The organism is Chryseobacterium sediminis (assembly GCF_008386505.1).
GTDB lineage: Bacteria > Bacteroidota > Bacteroidia > Flavobacteriales > Weeksellaceae > Chryseobacterium > Chryseobacterium sediminis.
Window position 1 is genome coordinate 281,194 of record NZ_VUNZ01000002.1, and the last position, 18,880, is coordinate 300,073.

Annotated in this window: 21 protein-coding genes; 8 read left to right on the plus strand and 13 right to left on the minus strand. The window is 35.0% G+C overall.

From position 1 onward, the window contains the following. Window positions 1-29: 29 nt before the first annotated feature. The 8 genes from FW780_RS13345 to rsfS form a co-directional block, all read right to left on the minus strand. Window positions 30-350, minus strand: a complete 321-nt coding sequence (locus FW780_RS13345) for a helix-turn-helix domain-containing protein (protein ID WP_149834043.1) — start codon at window positions 348-350, stop codon at window positions 30-32. A gap of 1 nt (window position 351) precedes the next feature. Beyond that, window positions 352-765, minus strand: a complete 414-nt coding sequence (locus FW780_RS13350) for a transposase (RefSeq protein ID WP_149834044.1) — start codon at window positions 763-765, stop codon at window positions 352-354. 97 nt (window positions 766-862) lie between these two features. Further along, window positions 863-1,855, minus strand: a complete 993-nt coding sequence (locus FW780_RS13355; protein ID WP_149834045.1) for a helix-turn-helix transcriptional regulator — start codon at window positions 1,853-1,855, stop codon at window positions 863-865. A 428-nt stretch (window positions 1,856-2,283) separates the two neighbouring features. Then, the gene (locus tag FW780_RS13360; RefSeq protein ID WP_149834046.1) at window positions 2,284-2,940 is read right to left on the minus strand and encodes a phosphatidylserine decarboxylase family protein; all 657 of its coding nucleotides are present in this window, start codon (window positions 2,938-2,940) and stop codon (window positions 2,284-2,286) included. Between the two features lie 4 nt (window positions 2,941-2,944). After that, window positions 2,945-3,817, minus strand: a complete 873-nt coding sequence (locus FW780_RS13365) for a phosphatidate cytidylyltransferase (protein ID WP_149834047.1) — start codon at window positions 3,815-3,817, stop codon at window positions 2,945-2,947. A 24-nt stretch (window positions 3,818-3,841) separates the two neighbouring features. Beyond that, the gene (locus FW780_RS13370; RefSeq protein ID WP_047422252.1) at window positions 3,842-4,423 is read right to left on the minus strand and encodes an LUD domain-containing protein; all 582 of its coding nucleotides are present in this window, start codon (window positions 4,421-4,423) and stop codon (window positions 3,842-3,844) included. Window positions 4,424-4,559: 136 nt separating this feature from the next. Then, window positions 4,560-6,581, minus strand: coding sequence for an ATP-dependent zinc metalloprotease FtsH (ftsH, locus tag FW780_RS13375; protein ID WP_149834048.1), 2,022 nt, complete (start codon window positions 6,579-6,581; stop codon window positions 4,560-4,562). Window positions 6,582-6,602: 21 nt separating this feature from the next. Continuing rightward, window positions 6,603-6,968 (minus strand): ribosome silencing factor, encoded by a 366-nt coding sequence (gene rsfS, locus FW780_RS13380; RefSeq protein WP_047376360.1) that lies wholly within the window; start codon window positions 6,966-6,968, stop codon window positions 6,603-6,605. An 87-nt stretch (window positions 6,969-7,055) separates the two neighbouring features. On the opposite strand from rsfS, the gene FW780_RS13385 reads away from it, so the two are divergent. Next, window positions 7,056-7,769 carry a biotin--[acetyl-CoA-carboxylase] ligase gene (locus FW780_RS13385; protein WP_149834049.1) on the plus strand — a complete coding sequence of 238 codons (714 nt, stop codon included), beginning with the start codon at window positions 7,056-7,058 and terminating at the stop codon, window positions 7,767-7,769. Here FW780_RS13385 and FW780_RS13390 read toward each other — a convergent pair. From FW780_RS13390 to FW780_RS13405, 4 genes are all read right to left on the minus strand, one after another. Then, window positions 7,763-8,875 (minus strand): LptF/LptG family permease, encoded by a 1,113-nt coding sequence (locus tag FW780_RS13390; protein WP_149834050.1) that lies wholly within the window; start codon window positions 8,873-8,875, stop codon window positions 7,763-7,765. The two genes, FW780_RS13385 and FW780_RS13390, sit on opposite strands and share 7 nt — an antisense overlap. Before the next feature lie 6 nt (window positions 8,876-8,881). Further along, on the minus strand, window positions 8,882-10,012 hold the full coding sequence (gene tgt, locus FW780_RS13395; protein ID WP_047380269.1) for a tRNA guanosine(34) transglycosylase Tgt: 1,131 nt from the start codon (window positions 10,010-10,012) through the stop codon (window positions 8,882-8,884). A 66-nt stretch (window positions 10,013-10,078) separates the two neighbouring features. Next, the gene (locus tag FW780_RS13400; RefSeq protein WP_149834051.1) at window positions 10,079-10,480 is read right to left on the minus strand and encodes a DUF4296 domain-containing protein; all 402 of its coding nucleotides are present in this window, start codon (window positions 10,478-10,480) and stop codon (window positions 10,079-10,081) included. Beyond that, complete coding sequence (locus FW780_RS13405; protein WP_047422245.1) at window positions 10,453-11,169, minus strand: polyprenol monophosphomannose synthase; 717 nt, start codon at window positions 11,167-11,169, stop codon at window positions 10,453-10,455. The genes FW780_RS13400 and FW780_RS13405 overlap by 28 nt, the downstream gene beginning before the upstream one ends. A 242-nt stretch (window positions 11,170-11,411) precedes the next feature. Here FW780_RS13405 and FW780_RS13410 point away from each other — a divergent pair, with 242 nt between their 5' ends. The 5 genes from FW780_RS13410 (at window position 11,412) to FW780_RS13425 (ending at window position 15,638) form a co-directional block, all read left to right on the plus strand. After that, window positions 11,412-12,080: a DUF4271 domain-containing protein gene (locus tag FW780_RS13410; protein ID WP_149834052.1), complete on the plus strand. Its 669-nt coding sequence runs from the start codon at window positions 11,412-11,414 to the stop codon at window positions 12,078-12,080. 12 nt (window positions 12,081-12,092) lie between these two features. Then, entirely contained in the window at window positions 12,093-12,833 is a 741-nt protein-coding gene (locus FW780_RS13415) for a uroporphyrinogen-III synthase (RefSeq protein WP_149834373.1), read from the plus strand. Between the two features lie 171 nt (window positions 12,834-13,004). After that, window positions 13,005-15,047, plus strand: coding sequence for a S9 family peptidase (locus FW780_RS13420; RefSeq protein WP_149834053.1), 2,043 nt, complete (start codon window positions 13,005-13,007; stop codon window positions 15,045-15,047). 39 nt (window positions 15,048-15,086) lie between these two features. Then, complete coding sequence (locus FW780_RS22420; RefSeq protein WP_167510711.1) at window positions 15,087-15,263, plus strand: hypothetical protein; 177 nt, start codon at window positions 15,087-15,089, stop codon at window positions 15,261-15,263. Window positions 15,264-15,299: 36 nt separating this feature from the next. Next, on the plus strand, window positions 15,300-15,638 hold the full coding sequence (locus FW780_RS13425; RefSeq protein WP_149834054.1) for a hypothetical protein: 339 nt from the start codon (window positions 15,300-15,302) through the stop codon (window positions 15,636-15,638). A gap of 118 nt (window positions 15,639-15,756) precedes the next feature. On the opposite strand, the gene FW780_RS13430 is transcribed toward FW780_RS13425, so the two are convergent. Continuing rightward, window positions 15,757-16,248: an SRPBCC family protein gene (locus FW780_RS13430; protein ID WP_149834055.1), complete on the minus strand. Its 492-nt coding sequence runs from the start codon at window positions 16,246-16,248 to the stop codon at window positions 15,757-15,759. Between the two features lie 201 nt (window positions 16,249-16,449). Here FW780_RS13430 and FW780_RS13435 point away from each other — a divergent pair, with 201 nt between their 5' ends. Further along, on the plus strand, window positions 16,450-17,994 hold the full coding sequence (locus tag FW780_RS13435; protein ID WP_149834056.1) for a sensor histidine kinase: 1,545 nt from the start codon (window positions 16,450-16,452) through the stop codon (window positions 17,992-17,994). A gap of 164 nt (window positions 17,995-18,158) precedes the next feature. Further along, entirely contained in the window at window positions 18,159-18,845 is a 687-nt protein-coding gene (locus tag FW780_RS13440) for a response regulator transcription factor (protein WP_002982671.1), read from the plus strand. Window positions 18,846-18,880: the final 35 nt, after the last annotated feature.

Below are 18,880 nucleotides of genomic sequence, written 5' to 3' on the forward strand. Positions count from 1 at the left end.
AGCCACATGAAACGCAATAGTATATCATTTCATATTTTAAAAACAGTTTTCCATTTGGCAATCGTATTTCTGCTTATTTTAAAATGACATCCGAGCTGAAAATTGGTAAGTCTGTTTTTTTTCTGGTATCTGAGAATTTCCAAAATAGATTCTTCATCATAAGAGCGGAGTCTTTGGTTATTGAATCCAACCGCATATTCCGGTTCACCAAAAATCAATTGATTAAACTTTAGAATATCAATCGCTGAATGTAATCTTTCCAGCTTAAACCTGATGGTGGTATCTATCAGCTTTTCGGGAAACTTTTCTTTAAGAATATCGGTATAAATCTGTTTATAGTCAGGTATCATATTATCGTTTTTTCATCCATTTGTATAAGGTTGTTTTGGGAATCTTATATCTTTCAACAGCATCATTAGCCGTCATTGTTCCCATCTCTATTTTTTCAAGTATAAAATCCTTTACCTCCTGAGTATAGATACTTTTTCTAAAAACGATGGCGCTTTCCTTTTCTCTAAACACATTATCAATTCTTGACTGGGGAGCATACAAAACCAGATGACCTGTATAAAATCTAAAGAAATCAAATTTTAAAAGCTTACACCATTTCAACAGAATATCCGTATCAATGCTTTTTGCCTGATACATCATTTCGATATCACTTTCTGCTCTGTCTAAAAATCTGGAGATTCTTTCTATTGAAATCTGATGTTCCTCTACCTTGGATCTGATCAGGATTCCAATATGAATGTTCTTAATATTCATCACAATATTTTTAAGTAAAAATATTGACAAGAAAAACAAAAAATACCATCAACCGGTACTCAACACTACGTATAAGTAATAAAAATCGGAATTTTGTTTAAATTTTAATCAAAAAGCTGTTGATATTGATCTCAGAAGATATATTCAGTTTTTTCCGGATCCTGTATTTTTTACTTTCCACAGCCCGAATACTGTTATTAGTACACTGAGCTATTTTCTTCGTATCAAAATCAAGCTTCATCAATGCACAGAAATACAGTTCTGAATGAATAAGGTTAGGATTTATTTTTAAAACATCCGGCACAAAATGAGGGAAAAATACCTGGAATTTTTCAAAAAACATTGGTGAATTACTTTCTGCCAGACTTAAAATCTCCTCAATATTTTCTTCTGAAAGATGATTGATAAGCATCTGATGTTTCATCAGTTCCGTATTTGTTTTTACCAGATCTTTAATGGTAGAGTCTTTTTCTTTTTTATCAGAAATTAACCCATGAATCAAGGCATCTTTCTGAGTAATAAAAACGATATCCATCAGAAAAGAGGCGATAGAAAATAAAATATTCAGCAGCTTTATTGTTTTAAAATCCTCTGCTTCTATAAATCTGCTTTTGGGCAAAAAATCAAAATCAAAATACAGACATACAATAAAATTAATGCTGATCATGAGCGTAATGAAAAAGATAGCAAAAGCATCTTTTTTATAATTCAGAAAGAATGGAACGGCAAATAAAAGGCAAAAATAAAAATACTCTACTCCCGCATTTTTGAAAGTATAAATATTAAAAAAATTCACTATAAAAGTGAGTAATACAAATGTAAAGATGATGGAAGTTTTCAGCACATTCCTGAATCGCTTTGTTTTCCCTTTTATTGCCATTAAAAACAGCCAGAAAAAGGTAATAACAGTAAGAAATGTTGATATCAGCATATCCCCGAAAAATGTAATAATAAAAACGGAATAAAACAGGAATATAAAGAACAGTAAAAGCAGATAACGGTTAATAAGATTCAGATAGTTACTTTCAAAATCATCATCCATTTTCTCCGTTTCATCATTGATCATCTTAAAGAAAAACTTATAAATCATCTTGTTGTTTTTTTATGTTTCCACAAGCTCAAGTTGGTATTTGTACTACTGACAGCATAAATTTCCCAATATTAACAGCTTTTAAATAAAAACTCACAAAACAAAAATATAGGTCTGTAATTTTTAGTGATAAAAGAATATGATTTGTGTTTTTCAGTTACAATTTACAAAATCCAACATTAAAATTATCAAATAAAAAAGCATTTTATAAAAATTAATGTCTATTTGTTCCTCTTCATTTAAAAGTATATATAGCTTGTGTTTTTTAACAAGCAAAAATATTAATACAAATAAAAAAGTATTCTTTCCCTGATACGCAATATTACTCATGCGTAGATAAACTCAAATAAGCACATTACTCTTCTAATCATCAAATAAAAAAGAGAGCTATGAAGGCTCTCTTTTCAGTTTATATGCGATAAAAATTTTTAATTTTCTTTCAGCTTGGCAATAACATCCAAACCTCCTTTTGTAATATCTCCGATCTTACAGATAATTTCGGTGTCCAAAGGCAGGAACACATCCATTCTTGAACCGAATTTAATAAATCCGAACTCATGCCCGGCTTTTGCTTTATCGCCTTCATTACAGTAGAAAACAATCCTTCTGGCCACATATCCGGCAATCTGTCTGAAAACGACTTTATGATTGGTCATAGTTTGTACGGCTACAGTGGTTCTTTCGTTCTCTGTAGAAGACTTTTCATGCCATGCTACCAGATATTTTCCCGGGTGGTACTTTTTGTAAATCACTTCACCCGAAACCGGATATCTACAGATGTGAACATTCAGCGGAGACATAAAAATAGAAACCTGGATAGCTTTCCCTTTTATAAATTCATCTTCATCCACTTCTTTGATCATTACCACTTTTCCGTCCACGGGAGCTATCACGTTTTCTTTGTGATCAAGGATATTACGATCCGGAACTCTGAAAAACCAGAAAACTAAACTGTAAATAACCAACAAAGGCATAATGATCAACAGGGACCATATTTTAAGGAAATAAATTGCTAAAGCGCCCAAAATGATAAAAAGTATGGTCGCAACGGTAATTGTTCCTTTTGATTCTCTATGTAATTTCATGAGACTAAATAAATTTTTCTAAAATAAAGTACAAATATACGACAGGAACGCAGATAATAAAACTATCCAGTCTGTCTAAAACTCCTCCGTGCCCCGGAATGATGTTTCCACTGTCTTTCACACCGAAATTTCTTTTCAATTGGCTTTCTACCAAATCCCCTAACGGAGCAAAGGCTGCAACCAAAAATCCTACAACCATCCAGTTTCCTCTCAATTCAGGCTGGTAATGTTCAACAAAATAGGATAACACCAATGTTAATACTACACCTCCAGCATATCCTTCCCATGTTTTTTTAGGAGAAATTTTAGGAGCCATTTTATGTTTACCAAAAAACTTTCCAACAAGATAAGCGAAGGTATCGCTACTCCATATGAGGATAAACAAGAACAGAACCTCCAATGAGAAAGTATCACTATAGCTGGAAAACTTTGGCAGTCCCAATGCAAAACTGAATGGGAGTGCTACGTAAATAACTGTAAAAATAAGTTTTCCGCTGTCGAAGTATAATTCGTTGGGATATTTGAATAAAGTAACTACAGCAATACCAATAAGGGCCAGTGCTAATATTTCACTGAGCCTGAAATCAAAAAAGAAATCGTGGTTGAAATATCTTTTGGAAAAAATATAAAATATAAAAATGACCAACGGATATACCACCCATTTTTCATAGCCATTACCAAACTTCATGATTTTAACACATTCCCAGGTTCCCACAATCAGTAACAGACTCATTAAGCCATAAAAAAGATACTGTTGTTTGATAAGGCCTGGGGCAATACTGTTCAACAGTTGCGCTCCCAGCGGAGTCGAACAAAGAATAATGACGGCTACATAAACTATACCTGATACGGTTCTTTGAATGAGATTTTTATCCAAAATTTAAAATTTAGAAGTGGTTGCTTAATCTTCAAGCAGCAATAAAAACAGTTTCGTATTGGAATTGGAAGAACTGTCCATTTTTGACTGGCTTCCACTGATGGAAGTAAGGTTCTTGATATTTCCGTTTCTTTTTATTTTTCCCATGGCATCATTCAGGTTGTTTACAATCTGAGAAACATTAGCAATGATGATAATTCTATCGGGAAGTCTTGAAGAATGATAATGAAGAATATTATTATGCGAAAGCATGATTCTGCCATCATAGGCGATCAGGTATTCACAAGTGATGAATGCGGCATCATTAGACGGCTGCAGTTCTGATGTGTAAGAAGTTTTCACAACGTTCAAAAAGTTATGAAGTTCTTTATCCCAACAGAAAAGGTTGTGGATACCTTCTATTTTGATAATTTGATTTAAAGTTTGTAGAGCCTCCGCTTCATCTGCACAATAATTAAAAAATCCCCCCGAATGCGTAAATAATTGCGCAAACTTATAGTCAAGATCCGCATTTTTCAGCGAATCCCCAAGCTTCTCCAGGCTCTGTTTGTCCTCTTCTTCAGGCTGGTTGGTAAGTTTGCTTACAATCCTCTTGAATAAATTCAACTTAATCTATTTTTAGTCAACTTTATACAAAAATAGAAAATAAATTACAATAGAGTTCAAAATATCTCCTTAAATATGAAAAAACCTGACAATTTTGGAGTTGTCAGGTTTTTGTAAGGTATATTTTTTAAGAGTCTTAAAGCTGTGTCGGGCTTTCTGGAGCCTGTATTTCGCTTTCTTCTTCTTTTTCTTTGATCTGAGGTGTTTCCACTACTACCGGCTGATCTTTTTCAGGAATAGTATTGGTAACAGGTTTCTCTGTCAATTCAGGATCCCATGCTCTTTTTCCGAATATTTCTTCTAAGTCTTCACGGAAGATCACTTCTTTTTCTAACAATTTATTTGCAAGAGCATCCAGCTTATCTTTATTTTCTTCAAGAATTCTTACTGCTCTTTCGTACTGATTTTCGATAATCAGTTTTATTTCTGCATCAATTTTAGTAGCGGTTTCTTCAGAGTAAGGTTTTCCGAAAGAATATTCAGACTGTCCTGAGCTGTCATAGTAAGAAATATTACCAATGTTCGGGCTTAATCCGTAGATTGTCACCATTGCCTGGGCTCTCTTCGTTACTGTTTCAAGATCAGAAAGCGCACCTGTGGAGATATTGTTGAAAATCACCTGCTCTGCAGCTCTACCTCCTAATGTTGCACACATTTCGTCCAGCATCTGTTCTGTAGTGGTAAGCTGTCTTTCTTCCGGAAGATACCATGCTGCCCCTAAAGAACGTCCTCTTGGAACAATCGTAACTTTTAGAAGTGGTGATGCATGTTCTACCAACCAGGAGATTGTAGCGTGACCTGCCTCATGATAAGCAACTCTTCTCTTTTCAGATGGTTTGATTGCCATATTTTTCTTTTCAAGTCCACCGATGATTCTGTCTACTGCATCCAGGAAGTCCTGTTTTGTAACAGATGTATGGTTATATCTTGCCGCGATCAATGCTGCCTCATTACAAACATTAGCTATATCTGCCCCACTGAATCCAGGAGTTTGTTTTGCTAAGAAATCTCTGTCTACATTATCATCAAGCTTGATTTTTTTCAAGTGAACGTCAAAAATCTGTCTTCTTTCATGAAGTTCCGGAAGATCCACATAAATTGAACGGTCAAAACGACCTGCTCTCATTAATGCTTTATCAAGAATATCCGCTCTGTTGGTAGCCGCCATTACAATTACATTGACATCTGTCCCGAAACCGTCCATTTCGGTAAGAAGCTGGTTCAATGTATTTTCTCTTTCGTCATTTCCGCCAGAGAAATTATTTTTTCCTCTTGCACGTCCGATAGCATCAATCTCGTCAATAAAGATAATCGCCGGAGATTTTGCTTTAGCCTGAGCAAAAAGGTCTCTTACTCTGGAAGCACCTACCCCCACAAACATTTCAACGAAGTCAGAACCTGAAAGTGAGAAGAACGGAACTTTAGCTTCACCTGCAACGGCTTTTGCCAATAACGTTTTACCAGTTCCCGGAGGCCCTACTAAAAGGACACCCTTAGGAATTTTACCTCCCAGTTTTGTATATTTTTCTGAGTTTTTCAAGAAATCCACAACTTCCTGAACTTCTTCTTTAGCTCCTTCCAATCCTGCAACATCTTTAAATGTTACCTGAATTCTTTCTTTTTCGTCAAAAAGCTTCGCTTTAGATTTACCGATAGAGAAGATTTGTCCGCCAGGACCTCCGCCACCGCCCATCTTTCTGAAAAGAAGGAAGTAGAATAATCCAAGAATCGAAATCCAAACCAGCGCAGGAATTAAAATATCCATTAATGCGCTTTTGCCCGTTCCGTAATCTTTTGTTGTTTTAATAACCGGATTGCTGGCTTTCACCTGTTCAAATTTCTGAAGGAAAAGTTGAAGGTCTCCATATTTTACAGAAAAATCTGCTTTAGGAGCCATCTCGAAGGCAGAAAGAGGGTTATTTTCTTTTCCGGCTTTGGAAACCATTGCCGATTTTGCTTCTTTTGTTAGGAAAACATCAGCTTTCTCTATGTCTTTGTATATAATTATATTCTGGACTTTCCCCGCCTGCATTTCTCTAAAGAAACCATCTTCATCAATAGATTTTGCGCTATCACCTCCAAGGAAATTGGAGCCAAAGAAGAGCAAAAGAGCTATGATTGCAATTGGAAAGAACCAGTTGAATCCTTTATTATTCATTTAGACTTTTTAAAATTTTTATTATTCATTTTCAATTTTGGTAATGACTGCGTCACCCCAAAGCTCTTCTATATCATAGTACTCACGTACCTGTTTCTGAAATATGTGAACCACCACTGAAACGTAATCTACCAGCACCCACATTGCATTTTCAGTACCTTCTACATGCCAAGGTCTGTCCTGCAGTTCGTTTCTTACTTTTTTCTCAACACTTCCTGCCAATGCAGCTACTTGTGTATTTGAGTTTCCACTACATATCACGAACGTTTCTGCCACGGAGTTTTCAATGTTGGAAAGATCGAAGATCATAATGTCTTCTCCTTTTACATCCTGGATAGCTTCAACGATTTTATCTATTAACGCTTGTTTTTCTGCTGTTTTATTCATTAAAAAAATACTATAATCTGCAAATTTATTGTTTTTTCTTTACTTTAACCTTACTTTTACCCTCTTAATGTCTTAAAGTTTTCTTAAATGAGCCAACTCTTCTATCTGAAAGAATGTTCTTCTACTAATGACGAAATATCAAAGTTTTTACTTTATGAAAATTCAGATTTTATCGGACTGCATACTTTTAATCAAACTAAAGGCCGTGGTCAGTATGGAAATGTCTGGACTCAAACTGCCGGAAAAAACCTGGCTTACACGCTGGCAGTGAACACTCAGAACATCTTGTGTTCTGACTTTATATTCAATTATTATACCGCAATGGTTATCCGTGATTTCCTTGCCAAATTGTCTGAATCAGAGGTGAAAATCAAATGGCCGAATGATATCATCCTTAAAGGTAAAAAAATCGTTGGAATTTTAATAGAAAAGAAAAAAATTAATCAAAATAATTATTTCATCATAGGAGCCGGAATCAACATTCTTCAGGATAAATTTGATGAAATATCTAATGCTGGATCACTCCTGACACAAACAGCCATCCCATTTGATCTGGAAGAAGTTTCTTTAAACCTTCATGAATATTTGTGCGAGAAGCTGAAAAATATCCCTTCTGATCAGGAAATTCTGGATGGGTTTAATGCAAACCTTTTCAGAAAAGATCAGATTTCTGTCTTTGAAATTGAAAAAGAGCGACAAAATGGCATCATCCGAAATGCTGACGAAAAGGGTGAACTTTGGGTCGAGCTGGAAGACGGAATGCATTCCTTTTATCACAAGGAAGTAAAATTACTTTACTGATTGGCTCTTTTAATGTAAAGATAAAGGGTAAGCGGCAGAAACACCATATTGGGCAGCCACATTGCTACAGCGGGAGACAAACTTTTATTTTCTGAAACCACTTTCAGGGCTTCAAATGAAAACACAAAAATAAAGGCCAATGAGATCCCTATTGCCAGGTTGATTCCCAATCCTCCCCTTTTCTTTTGTGATGACAGTGAAAGCGCCAGGAATGTCAGAATAATGATAGAAACAGGCATTGATGTTCTTTGATGAAGTTCATTCAGATAAGAGTTCAGGTTACTGTTTCCTCTTGCCTTTTCTCTTTCAATAAATTTTAAGAGTTCGGGGGTGGTTTTATTTTGTCCCAAAAGCTCATTAGGGAAAAGTTCTTCCGGTGAATGTCCGTAATTTTTCCTTAGTTCTATCCCGTTACCAAGCTTTTCGGTATTGTCTTTATTGATTGTTTTTTCAAGATAGTTATTTAAAACAAACTGTTTTTTTGTTTTATCCCAATATACTTCACTTGCCTTCAGCTCATAGATCATTTTTCTGTCTTTATCATATTTCTGATAGACAAAGCTTGACCCTCGTTTTTCTCTTTTGTTCCAAGAATCTACGAAGATATATTCTGTTTTACTCAGCTGTGAAGAAGCCGGAGCTGTTCCTAAGATCTTTTCTTTATTGGCCGCGTTATAAGTATAAGCTTCCAGTTCATTTTTCTTGATATTGGCCCATGGAAGAACCATATGATAGACCACAAGAGCAATTAAACCAATAAATATGGAGGTAACCAGGTAAGGTTTTGAAAATCGGTAAAAACTTGCTCCACTACTGATAATGGCTACAATTTCAGTATTATTCGCCATTCTGGAGGTAAAATAAATCACCGAAATAAATACCAGAATAGAAAGAAAGGTCACTACAAGATTAATAATCCAGAAGGGATAAAAATGTACCAGGAAATACATCAGATCCAATTTCGGATCAATAGCTTTAGCATTTTCTATCCTTGGAATCTTTTGCTGAACATCAATTACAAGTACGACTATAGACAATAACACCAACATGAAACTGAATGTTCCGAGGTATTTTTTAATGATATATTTGTCTACAATTTTAAGCATAATCTCTTATAGTCTTTGTCTAAGAACCGGCACTACGGAGTTTTTCCATTCATAGAAATCTCCTGCAATAATATGTTCTCTGGCTACTTTTACTAAATCAAGGTAGAATGCAAGATTATGAATCGAAGCAATCTGTTTTGCCAGATATTCTTTAGATACAAACAAGTGGCGAAGATACGCTTTTGAATATTCACGATCTACAAAACTGGTTCCAAATTCATCCAAAGGCGAAAAGTCACGCTTCCATTTTTCATTTTTAAGGTTCATCACCCCCTGCCATGTGAAAAGCATTGCATTTCTTGCATTTCTTGTTGGCATTACACAATCCATCATGTCAATTCCCAGCCCGATAGATTCAAGGATATTCCACGGAGTACCTACTCCCATCAGATATCTTGGTTTTTCTTTCGGAAGGATGTCTGTCACTTCATCCGTAATTCTGTACATTTCTTCTTCAGGCTCTCCAACGGAAAGTCCTCCGATAGCATTTCCTTCGGCTCCTGCTTCAGAAATTACTTCTGCAGAAATTTTTCTAAGGTCAGAATATGTAGATCCCTGAACAATTGGGAAAAGTCTTTGCTTGTATCCGTATAATTCAGGATTATCATTAGTCCATTCAATACATCTTTTCAGCCAACGGTGGGTAAGCTCCATAGATGATTTTGCCTGGTTGTAGTCACAAGGGTAAGGAGTACACTCGTCAAAAGCCATAAAAATATCAGCTCCGATCTGTCTTTGAATCTCCATTGATCTTTCCGGAGAGAACATATGATAACTTCCGTCGATATGAGATTTGAATCTCGCTCCTTCTTCCGTCATTTTTCTGTTACTCGCCAGTGAAAATACCTGAAAGCCTCCTGAATCGGTAAGAATAGGAAGATCCCAGTTCATGAATTTATGTAAACCACCTGCATCCTGCATCGTCTCCATTCCCGGACGAAGGTAAAGGTGGTAAGTATTTCCCAGAATAATCTGTGCTTTAATGTCTTCTTTTAATTCTCTCTGATGAACTGTTTTCACACTTGCTACAGTTCCCACAGGCATAAAAATGGGAGTTTGAATCTTCCCGTGATCTGTGGTAATTTCCCCTGCTCTTGCTTTTCCTTCAGAGGTTTTTTCTATATTAAAAAATTTCATCTCTCTACTTTTTTAATTCACCTTCTTGTCAGTGATTTCTTTAGGTTAGAAACTCCGGCCGCAATTTTACCTTACCAAAGGCACTACAACTCCGTTCTGTTTCAGTTTATCCTTTATGTATTTATCTGCTTTGGGATCTTTTTTCAGCAGTATTTGCTGCGCATCATTGGCAATCCCATCCATTTCTTCTTTGATTACATAATATTTGAAACTTTCTACAAAGTCATCAGATTTCACTTTATGTGACTTCAGAACGGCTCTTGTGCCGGCTTCCATATTTTTATCAGGATATACAAATATCGCCTGATCATTGATCGCAAGATCTGCGATAATTTCCGCCATGACGTCTTTATCGATCAGGTTTTTAGGCTTATCAATATAGTCGCTGCACGAAAACATGCCCAGCAAAACGAAAATAAAGATCAGCTTTTTCATCAGTTTCATAATCTGTTGATGATTGATTTCCACTTTAAGTTTAATACTCCAAAAACAGCTTCATGAATAATTCCGCCGTTCATTTTGCTTTCTCCTAAAATTCTGTTGGTAAATATAATAGGAACTTCTACAATTCTGAAACCTTTCTTAAATGCTCTGAATTTCATTTCTATCTGAAACCCATACCCTTTCAGTCTTACATTATCCAATCCTATTTCTTCCAATACTTTTCTTGAAAAACAGACAAATCCGGCTGTAGTATCATGAATTGGAAGACCCAATACAAATCTTACGTATTTTGATGCAAAATAAGAAAGCAACACTCTTCCCATGGGCCAGTTGACCACATTCACTCCTTTTGAGTAACGGGAACCGATAGCCATATCAGCATTCATACATGCTTCAAACAGTTTTGGAAGATCATTAGGATTATGGGAAAAATCGGCATCCATTTCAAAAATATAATCATATTTATTTTCAATGGCCCATTTAAATCCATGAATATATGCCTTTCCTAAACCGTCTTTCACATGTCTTATTGACAGATGTAGATAATGTGGATGCTTCTTCTGTAGTTCTTTTACAACCTCTGCTGTTCCATCCGGAGAAGTATCATCCACTACTAAGATATGAAAGTCGTCCTCCAATGCAAAAACCGCGGAAATAATATTTTCAATATTTTCCTTTTCGTTGTATGTGGGGATAATGACGAGTTTTTTCATTTCAGTTTGCAAAGATAGTTTATTTAACCTTTTTATTTTATACAAAATAATCTATAATTTTGCAAAAATATTTCTCAGGGATTAAGCGGATGAAACAGAAACTTTTATTCAACAGATCTGAACAATACGTAAAATCGATGAGAGCAAATATTTTAACTACGGATGCATAAAGCAGGTGACAGGAAAATCTGTGCCGGATTTTGCTATTAGAAGTTAAATAATAAATAATAAAAACTTAAATTTTGCCATCATCACAACACTTCATCAATCACGTAAGAATACCTGAGAATAATGACTGGGTAATTTTTATCCTCGTGGGCTGTATATTTTTATATGTTTTTATGATGAACGTCATAGAAAGGGATGCCAGTCTCAAAGATTTTCTGCTTCAAAAGTATTTTGATGCAAGCAACAACCTTCCCAGCTGGATTATCACTTCGTGTGTGACAACGCTCACCTTATCTGTTTTGATCTCACAGTATATTCCTATTGTACCAAAATATATTGCCGATCTTCAGCTTTTCGGGTATCAGCTTAATAAATTCGGGTATACTTTGCTGGCTGTATTGTTTTTTTATTTAATAAAATCAACACTAGGTTTTTTATTTTATCAAAGTATAGGGGACGGAAAAAAATGGACTATTTTTTATTTTACCTCCACAAAATTTTATTTCATCCTTACATTTTTGTTAATAATTCTTTGTGTAGCCCATTATTACTTCCCTATAGACAGAAATAAAATGTTTTTGTATTATTTGTGTTTCTTTTCTTTTGTATTCATTTTCAAAGTTTTTTTCTATTTATTTCACAAGAACAAGATTCTTCCCGAAAAATGGTATTATAAATTTTTGTATATTTGCACCCTCCAAATCGCACCATTATTATTGCTTTGGAAGTTGTTATTTTTTTAATAAATGTCAATGATGAGAATAAAGTCTATATTGGTTTCTCAACCAGCGCCTAGTGAGTCTTCTCCATATTTGGATATAGCGAAGAAGGAAAAAATAAAGATTGATTTCCGTCCATTTATCCACGTCGAAGGGGTTGACAATAAAGAGCTCAGAACACAGAAAATAGATCTGACGCAGTATACCGGTATTATTTTTACCAGTAAAAATGCGATTGACCATTACTTCAGACTTGCGGAAGAACTTCGTTTTGCCGTTCCGGATACAATGAGATATATCTGCCAGTCGGAAGCAATTGCCAACTACCTTCAAAAGCATATTGTGTACAGAAAAAGAAAAATCAGCTTTGGGGAGAAAAATTTCTCAGACCTGCTTCCTCTTTTCAAAAAATTCCCAACTGAAAAATATCTGTTGCCTTCTTCAGATGTTTTGAGTCCGGATATTGTGAAAACCATGGATGCATCTAATGCAGACTGGACAAGAGCAATCATGTACCGTACCGTATGCAGCGACCTTACAGATATCAACATTAAAGATTATGATATGTTGATCTTCTTTAGTCCGCAAGGAATCAAATCGCTACAACAAAATTTCCCTGATTTCAAGCAGGATGAAACCAAGATCGGAGTTTTCGGAAACACGACGTTGGCTGCTGCAGAAGAAGCTGGATTAAAAGTAGATTTAATGGCCCCTACGAAGGAAACTCCTTCCATGACAATGGCCCTTGAAAAGTATATTAAAGCACTTCATAAATAGTCTTTAATTATAAAAATACCATCAACCATCTTTTCAATAAAGGAAAGATGGTTTTTTTTTACCTAAATTTGAACGAAAATTAACATTGAATGGAACATCTGCATAAATTGCTTATTTTCAGATGAAAAGTATAAAGATGAACTCCACTCAATAAAAAATTAAAATATACGGATGAAAGCTCCACAGGCAAAAAAAATAGAAAAAATATTAGAAACCCACGGCGATAAAAGGATCGATAATTACTTTTGGCTGAACGAAAGGGAAAACCCTGAAGTCATCAAATACATTGAAGAAGAAAATGCCTACGAAGAATTCATCATGAAAGATACAGAAGCTCTTCAGGAAGAGCTTTTTGAAGAGATGAAAGCCCGTTATAAAAAGGATGATGAATCTCTGCCCTATTTCTTTAATGAATACTGGTATATTGTACGGTATGAAGAAGGTAAGGAATATCCTATTTTCTGCAGAAAGCACAAAAGTCTTGACAACGAGGAGGAAATTGTACTTGACGTAAATATTCTGGCCGAAGGCAAAGAATTTTTTGAAGTAGGAAGTGTAGCGGTAAGCCCTGGTAATGAGCTGGCTTCTTTTTCTTCTGATGATGTAGGAAGAAGAATTTATACACTTAATTTTAAAAATTTAAAAACCGGAGAAATTCTGCCGGACACTATTCCAAATACAACAGGAAAAGCAGTTTGGGCAAATGACAACCAACATGTTTTTTACATTAGAAAAGATAAGAGTCTCCGTGCTTTTCAGGTATACAGACATCAATTAGGAACTGATTCTGCAGAAGATGTTCTGATTTTCCATGAAAAGGATGATACTTTTGATGTCAACGTATTTAAAACAAAATCTTTACAATATATTTTCATTGCAAGTTCCAGTACTATTTCTGACGAACATCGTTTTATCCCTTCTGACAATGTATTTGCAGAATGGACAGTAATCCAGCCCAGAATAGATGATCTTGAATATTCGGTAGAGCATTATGAAGATGAATTTTACATCATTACCAATGCTGATGATGCCATCAACTTCAAAATTGTAAAAGCAAAGATTGACAACTGCAGTATGGAAAACTGGGTAGATGTTATTCCACACCGTGCAGAAGTTCTGCTGGAAGGCTTTGAAATTTTCAAAGATTATCTGGTCCTTGAGGAAAGAGAGAGAGGTTTGCTTCAGATCAAAATTATTGATGAGAAGACGCAGGAATCTTATTATCTACCTTTTTCCGATCCAACCTATACTGCCTATATTGGAATTAACCTTGAATTTGACACTGAAATTCTTCGTTATGGTTACACGTCTCTTACACAGCCAAGTTCCACTTACGAATATAATATGAAAGACAAAACCACTAAGCTTCTGAAGCAACAGGAAGTATTGGGTGGTAAATTTTTCCATGAAAATTATATTTCAGAAAGAATATGGGCAGACTCCAGAGATGGAAAAACAAAAGTTCCCATTTCTTTAGTATACCATAAAGACACCAAAAAATCAGCTGACACTCCACTTCTTCTGTATGGATATGGAAGTTACGGCCATACCGTTGATGCCAGCTTTTCAAATGTAAGGTTGTCTATTCTGGACAGGGGCTTTATTTATGCTATTGCTCACATCCGTGGTGGTGAATACCTGGGAAGAGAATGGTATGAAGACGGAAAAATGTTATTCAAGAAAAATACATTCTTTGATTTTATTGATGCAGGCAAGTATTTAATCAAAGAGAATTATACTTCATCGAGACACATGTACGCGATGGGAGGAAGTGCCGGAGGTCTGTTGGTAGGTGCTGTGGTTAATTATGAGCCTCAGTTATTCAACGGCATTGTAGCACAGGTTCCTTTCGTAGATGTTGTTTCCACCATGCTGGATGACACAATTCCTTTAACTACCGGAGAATATGATGAGTGGGGAAATCCAACTGATGAAGAATACTACCATTATATGAAAGACTATTCTCCATATGATAATGTAGAAGCCAAAGATTATCCACATATGCTGATCACCACAGGATTCCACGATTCTCAGGTCCAATATTGGGAACCTGCAAAATGGACAGCAAAACTTAGAGAATTAAAAACAGACGATAATATTTTAGTCTTTAAAACAGACATGAGTTCCGGACATGGAGGAGCAAGCGGCAGATTTGAATCTCTGAAAGAAGATGCTTTAGAATATGCATTTCTTTTAAAAATTGATAAAAAATAGTTGTATTCTTTTCTTCATTAATTTTCAAATATAACGTATATGTTATTATTAGTTTTCATTTCAATTGCCATCATTTATTACCTGATTCAAAAGCAGAAAATTACCCGAATGGAAAAGAGAGAAGACTTTAAAGCCAAACAAGAAGAAAAAATACAGGATCTTCTGAAAAAAGCAAGAGAAGAAGACATTAAAAATAAAGAAAATAACAATTTATAAAAGATATTGTCATGATAAGATGACAGTTATAATCATATGAACGAATCCGAATATTGGAAAAAAATAGAACAGTTCTTTGAAGACAATTTCCAGACTGAAAAGAACCCGCCCATTGAAACCCTTTTATTTTTGATAGGGCTACAGGAGCTGGGAAGCGGCCAGCAAAAATATACTAAAGAGGATAAGGTTAATCTGATTCATATTGCTGTGTGCAGACTGCTTGAGCCTTTTGGCTACTATAAATTCACACACTATGAAGACGGATGGCCACAGTTTGACAAACTGGAAGACCTTCCGGAATTAAAACCCAATGAACAGACTCTGCTTATGAAAAAGGCAATCATTCATTATTTCCAGGAAGAAGAGCTTTTATAAAAGCAGGAAGCAGGAAGAAAGAAGCAGGAAATTAATAAATGTCGATAAATAAAAAGAGGGTTTTTCCATGGAAAACCCTCTTTTTTTATAAATAACTGTATTTTATACATTTTCAAATTTATCCAATGAGTTCTTCAAGTTGGCTGAGTCCCATTTTAAACCCTTCTTCAAATCCCATCTCCAATATTTTTTTCATAACTTCCTGAGAATGGTAGTGGATATTGATAGTCACTTTGGTTCCTTCTTCCACTCCGGTAAAGCCGATCAGCCATTTTGACCTTGGAAAATCTTCCATGATATTTCCTTTTTCATCACAGAAAGCACTCATCCAGTCAAGACTTCTGTGTTCTGTAATTTCTCCATATTGAGACTGAGAAAACATAGGCACTTTTTCACCATTTGGCCCTACCATAGCGTACATCCAGATTCCTCCTTCTCTAAAGTCCTGGCTTACCGTTTCACACCTCCAGGGTTTAGGTCCCCACCATTGATCTAATAATTCGGATTGGGTAAAGTAATCCCATACTGTTGAAACATCAGCCTTATAAATTTTCATGACATAAATACTGGCTGCATCAAAATCTTTGTTGAAAATGATATTAGATTCCATATATTTTTATTTTTAATAAAGTTAGCACTTTATTTATTGAAAGGGACTTTTCCTATGACAAGTAAATGATAATTCATAAATAATTGTTAAAAAACACTCTTTTAAGAAAAAAAAAACAATTATTTGGCTCGTTTTTTGTTTATGTAGTCTTAAAACAATTAATTTTAACATTCATTTTTCCAAAACATATATAATTAAATAATGAATAACAAATTCATCCCAATAATTTCAGTGTTTATGACAATCTCACTGATTGTCTTTGTGACACTCCAATTTTATTGGTTGAAAGGCTATTACGGCGTACTGGAACAGGATTTTTCAAACAAAGTGTATGCAGTTTTGGAAAGTACTTCAAAAAGTATTGAAGAGATTGAAGCCGATAAATATCTGAATCAGGATTATAAAGATTTCAGAAAAAATATTCTTGCGAACAGCAAACAGCCGTCCTTAACTACTATTCAGCAGGTAGAAGACTCCGGCACTCAGAGACAGATTATCTACTCTAAAAATATTATTGAAAAAACTCAGCTGCCGATTTCTCAAAAAGGAGATTCTATCAAACTGACCACCTTATACACTGATGAAGCAGCCTATAAAATAAAAAGAGATACCACCAATCGTGAACTTCTTACCTCGGACATTAATCAGGAGATTGAAACCGGAGATTACTCCATGAAAGAATTTGTGAAAGTATATGGTAACAATCTTCCTATCACAAAAAGAGTGGATCCGAAAACGCTTGATTCCGTGATTGCCAAAGAACTTAAAATAAGAGGAATATCTGCTAAGTTCGGGTATGGAGTTCTGGACCGGAACAACAAGCTTACCAGCATTGTGAATAAAGCTTATCAGGAGAAAAAAGACAGCAACATCTACAGTTTTCCTCTTTTTGCAGACAAAAAAAATACACTGTACAGCCTTGCATTGGTTTTCCCTAAAAAAGAATACTCTCTGGCAATGAACAACTGGCCAATGCTTTTAGGAACATTTCTTTCCCTCCTTACTATTCTTGGAATTTATATTATTTCCATCAATTATATGATGAGACAGAAAAAGCTTGCTGAAGTAAAAACAGACTTCATCAATAACATGTCTCACGAGTTCAAAACACCATTGGCAACGATTTCCGTAGCAACAGATTCTTTGGCGAATGATAAAATTGCGACCAATCCGGATAAGGTAAAATATTATTCAGAACTGATCAAGCAGGAGAACTTAAGGATGAAAAAACAGGTGGAAAATGTTCTTAATATGTCCAAACTTGAAAGAAATGAAGTAGAATTGTTTTTAAAAGAAACCAACGTAAGGGAACTGATCAAAAGAACTACAGAATCTTTCAATCTGATTGTACAGCAAAGAAATGGAACACTCACGCAGAAGTTCAATGCCACCCATTATAATTTTAAAATAGACGAATTCCATATCTCAAATATGCTGGTCAACTTACTGGATAATGCCAATAAATATTCTCCTGAAGCACCGGAAATACATGTGGAAACAAGAAATGAAGGACACTGGTATATCATTGAAATTTCTGATAAGGGAATGGGAATGGACACCCAGAATAAAACCAAAATTTTCGAAAAATTCTTCAGGGAAGAAACCGGAAATATCCATAACGTAAAAGGACAGGGATTAGGTCTTTCTTACGTGAAGAAAATTGTAGAACTGCACAAAGGACAGATTATCGTAGACTCTCATAAAGGAAAAGGAAGTACGTTCACGATAAAACTGCCGATGGGATAGAAATATATAAATGATAGATGATAAGCGATAAATGATAAAATAATTTCTTTCAGATCAACTATCATTGATCATTCATCAATTATAAAAATTAAACCAAATATCAAAATATAGAAGATAGAGTGAGGAAGTTCATTCTTAATGTTAATTATTAATTATTAAAAGTTATGAGCAACAGAATATTATTAGTAGAGGACGATCAGAGTTTCGGGGCGGTGCTTAAAGATTACTTGACAATCAATAATTTTGAAGTAACACTTGCCACTGATGGGGAGCAGGGACTTAAAGAATTTACAGAAAATGAATTCGACATCTGCATATTTGACGTAATGATGCCTAAAAAAGATGGGTTTTCATTAGCTGAAGATGTAAAAAAGATTGATAAAAATACACCCATCATATTCCTTACAGCAAGAAATATGAGAGAAGATATTTTGAAGGGATACCAGTTGGGAGCTGATGATTATATCACAAAACCTTTTGATACTGAGCTTCTTTTATACAAAATCAAGGCTATTTTACAGAGAAGTTCTACATTGGAAAATGAGGAGCAGGAACAGTTCAAAATCAGCAATATTTTCTTTGACTCTATGCTGAGACAGTTGAAAGTAGGTGATAAAGAATACAAACTTTCTCCTAAAGAAAATGAACTATTGAAGCTTCTTTGTATTCACAGAAATGATTTCATGCCTAGAGATCTTGCTCTAAGAAAGATCTGGAAAAAAGAAAATTACTTTACCGCAAGAAGTATGGACGTATATATTGCAAAACTTCGTAAGCTATTAAAAGACGATGAAGGATTGGAAATTATCAACGTTCACGGAGAAGGATTTAGACTTTTGGTAAAAAATTAATCCAAAAATCAAATTATAAGTATAAAATTAGCAAA

Coding starts and splice junctions, on each gene's coding strand:
- FW780_RS13345 (WP_149834043.1), bottom strand. CDS start 350: ATGATACCTGACTATAAACAGATTTATACCGATATTCTTAAAGAAAAG.
- FW780_RS13350 (WP_149834044.1), bottom strand. CDS start 765: ATGAATATTAAGAACATTCATATTGGAATCCTGATCAGATCCAAGGTA.
- FW780_RS13355 (WP_149834045.1), bottom strand. CDS start 1,855: ATGATTTATAAGTTTTTCTTTAAGATGATCAATGATGAAACGGAGAAA.
- FW780_RS13360 (WP_149834046.1), bottom strand. CDS start 2,940: ATGAAATTACATAGAGAATCAAAAGGAACAATTACCGTTGCGACCATA.
- ftsH (WP_149834048.1), bottom strand. CDS start 6,581: ATGAATAATAAAGGATTCAACTGGTTCTTTCCAATTGCAATCATAGCT.
- rsfS (WP_047376360.1), bottom strand. CDS start 6,968: ATGAATAAAACAGCAGAAAAACAAGCGTTAATAGATAAAATCGTTGAA.
- FW780_RS13385 (WP_149834049.1), top strand. CDS start 7,056: ATGAGCCAACTCTTCTATCTGAAAGAATGTTCTTCTACTAATGACGAA.
- FW780_RS13390 (WP_149834050.1), bottom strand. CDS start 8,875: ATGCTTAAAATTGTAGACAAATATATCATTAAAAAATACCTCGGAACA.
- tgt (WP_047380269.1), bottom strand. CDS start 10,012: ATGAAATTTTTTAATATAGAAAAAACCTCTGAAGGAAAAGCAAGAGCA.
- FW780_RS13405 (WP_047422245.1), bottom strand. CDS start 11,169: ATGAAAAAACTCGTCATTATCCCCACATACAACGAAAAGGAAAATATT.
- FW780_RS13415 (WP_149834373.1), top strand. CDS start 12,093: ATGAGAATAAAGTCTATATTGGTTTCTCAACCAGCGCCTAGTGAGTCT.
- FW780_RS13420 (WP_149834053.1), top strand. CDS start 13,005: ATGAAAGCTCCACAGGCAAAAAAAATAGAAAAAATATTAGAAACCCAC.
- FW780_RS22420 (WP_167510711.1), top strand. CDS start 15,087: ATGTTATTATTAGTTTTCATTTCAATTGCCATCATTTATTACCTGATT.
- FW780_RS13425 (WP_149834054.1), top strand. CDS start 15,300: ATGAACGAATCCGAATATTGGAAAAAAATAGAACAGTTCTTTGAAGAC.
- FW780_RS13430 (WP_149834055.1), bottom strand. CDS start 16,248: ATGGAATCTAATATCATTTTCAACAAAGATTTTGATGCAGCCAGTATT.
- FW780_RS13435 (WP_149834056.1), top strand. CDS start 16,450: ATGAATAACAAATTCATCCCAATAATTTCAGTGTTTATGACAATCTCA.
- FW780_RS13440 (WP_002982671.1), top strand. CDS start 18,159: ATGAGCAACAGAATATTATTAGTAGAGGACGATCAGAGTTTCGGGGCG.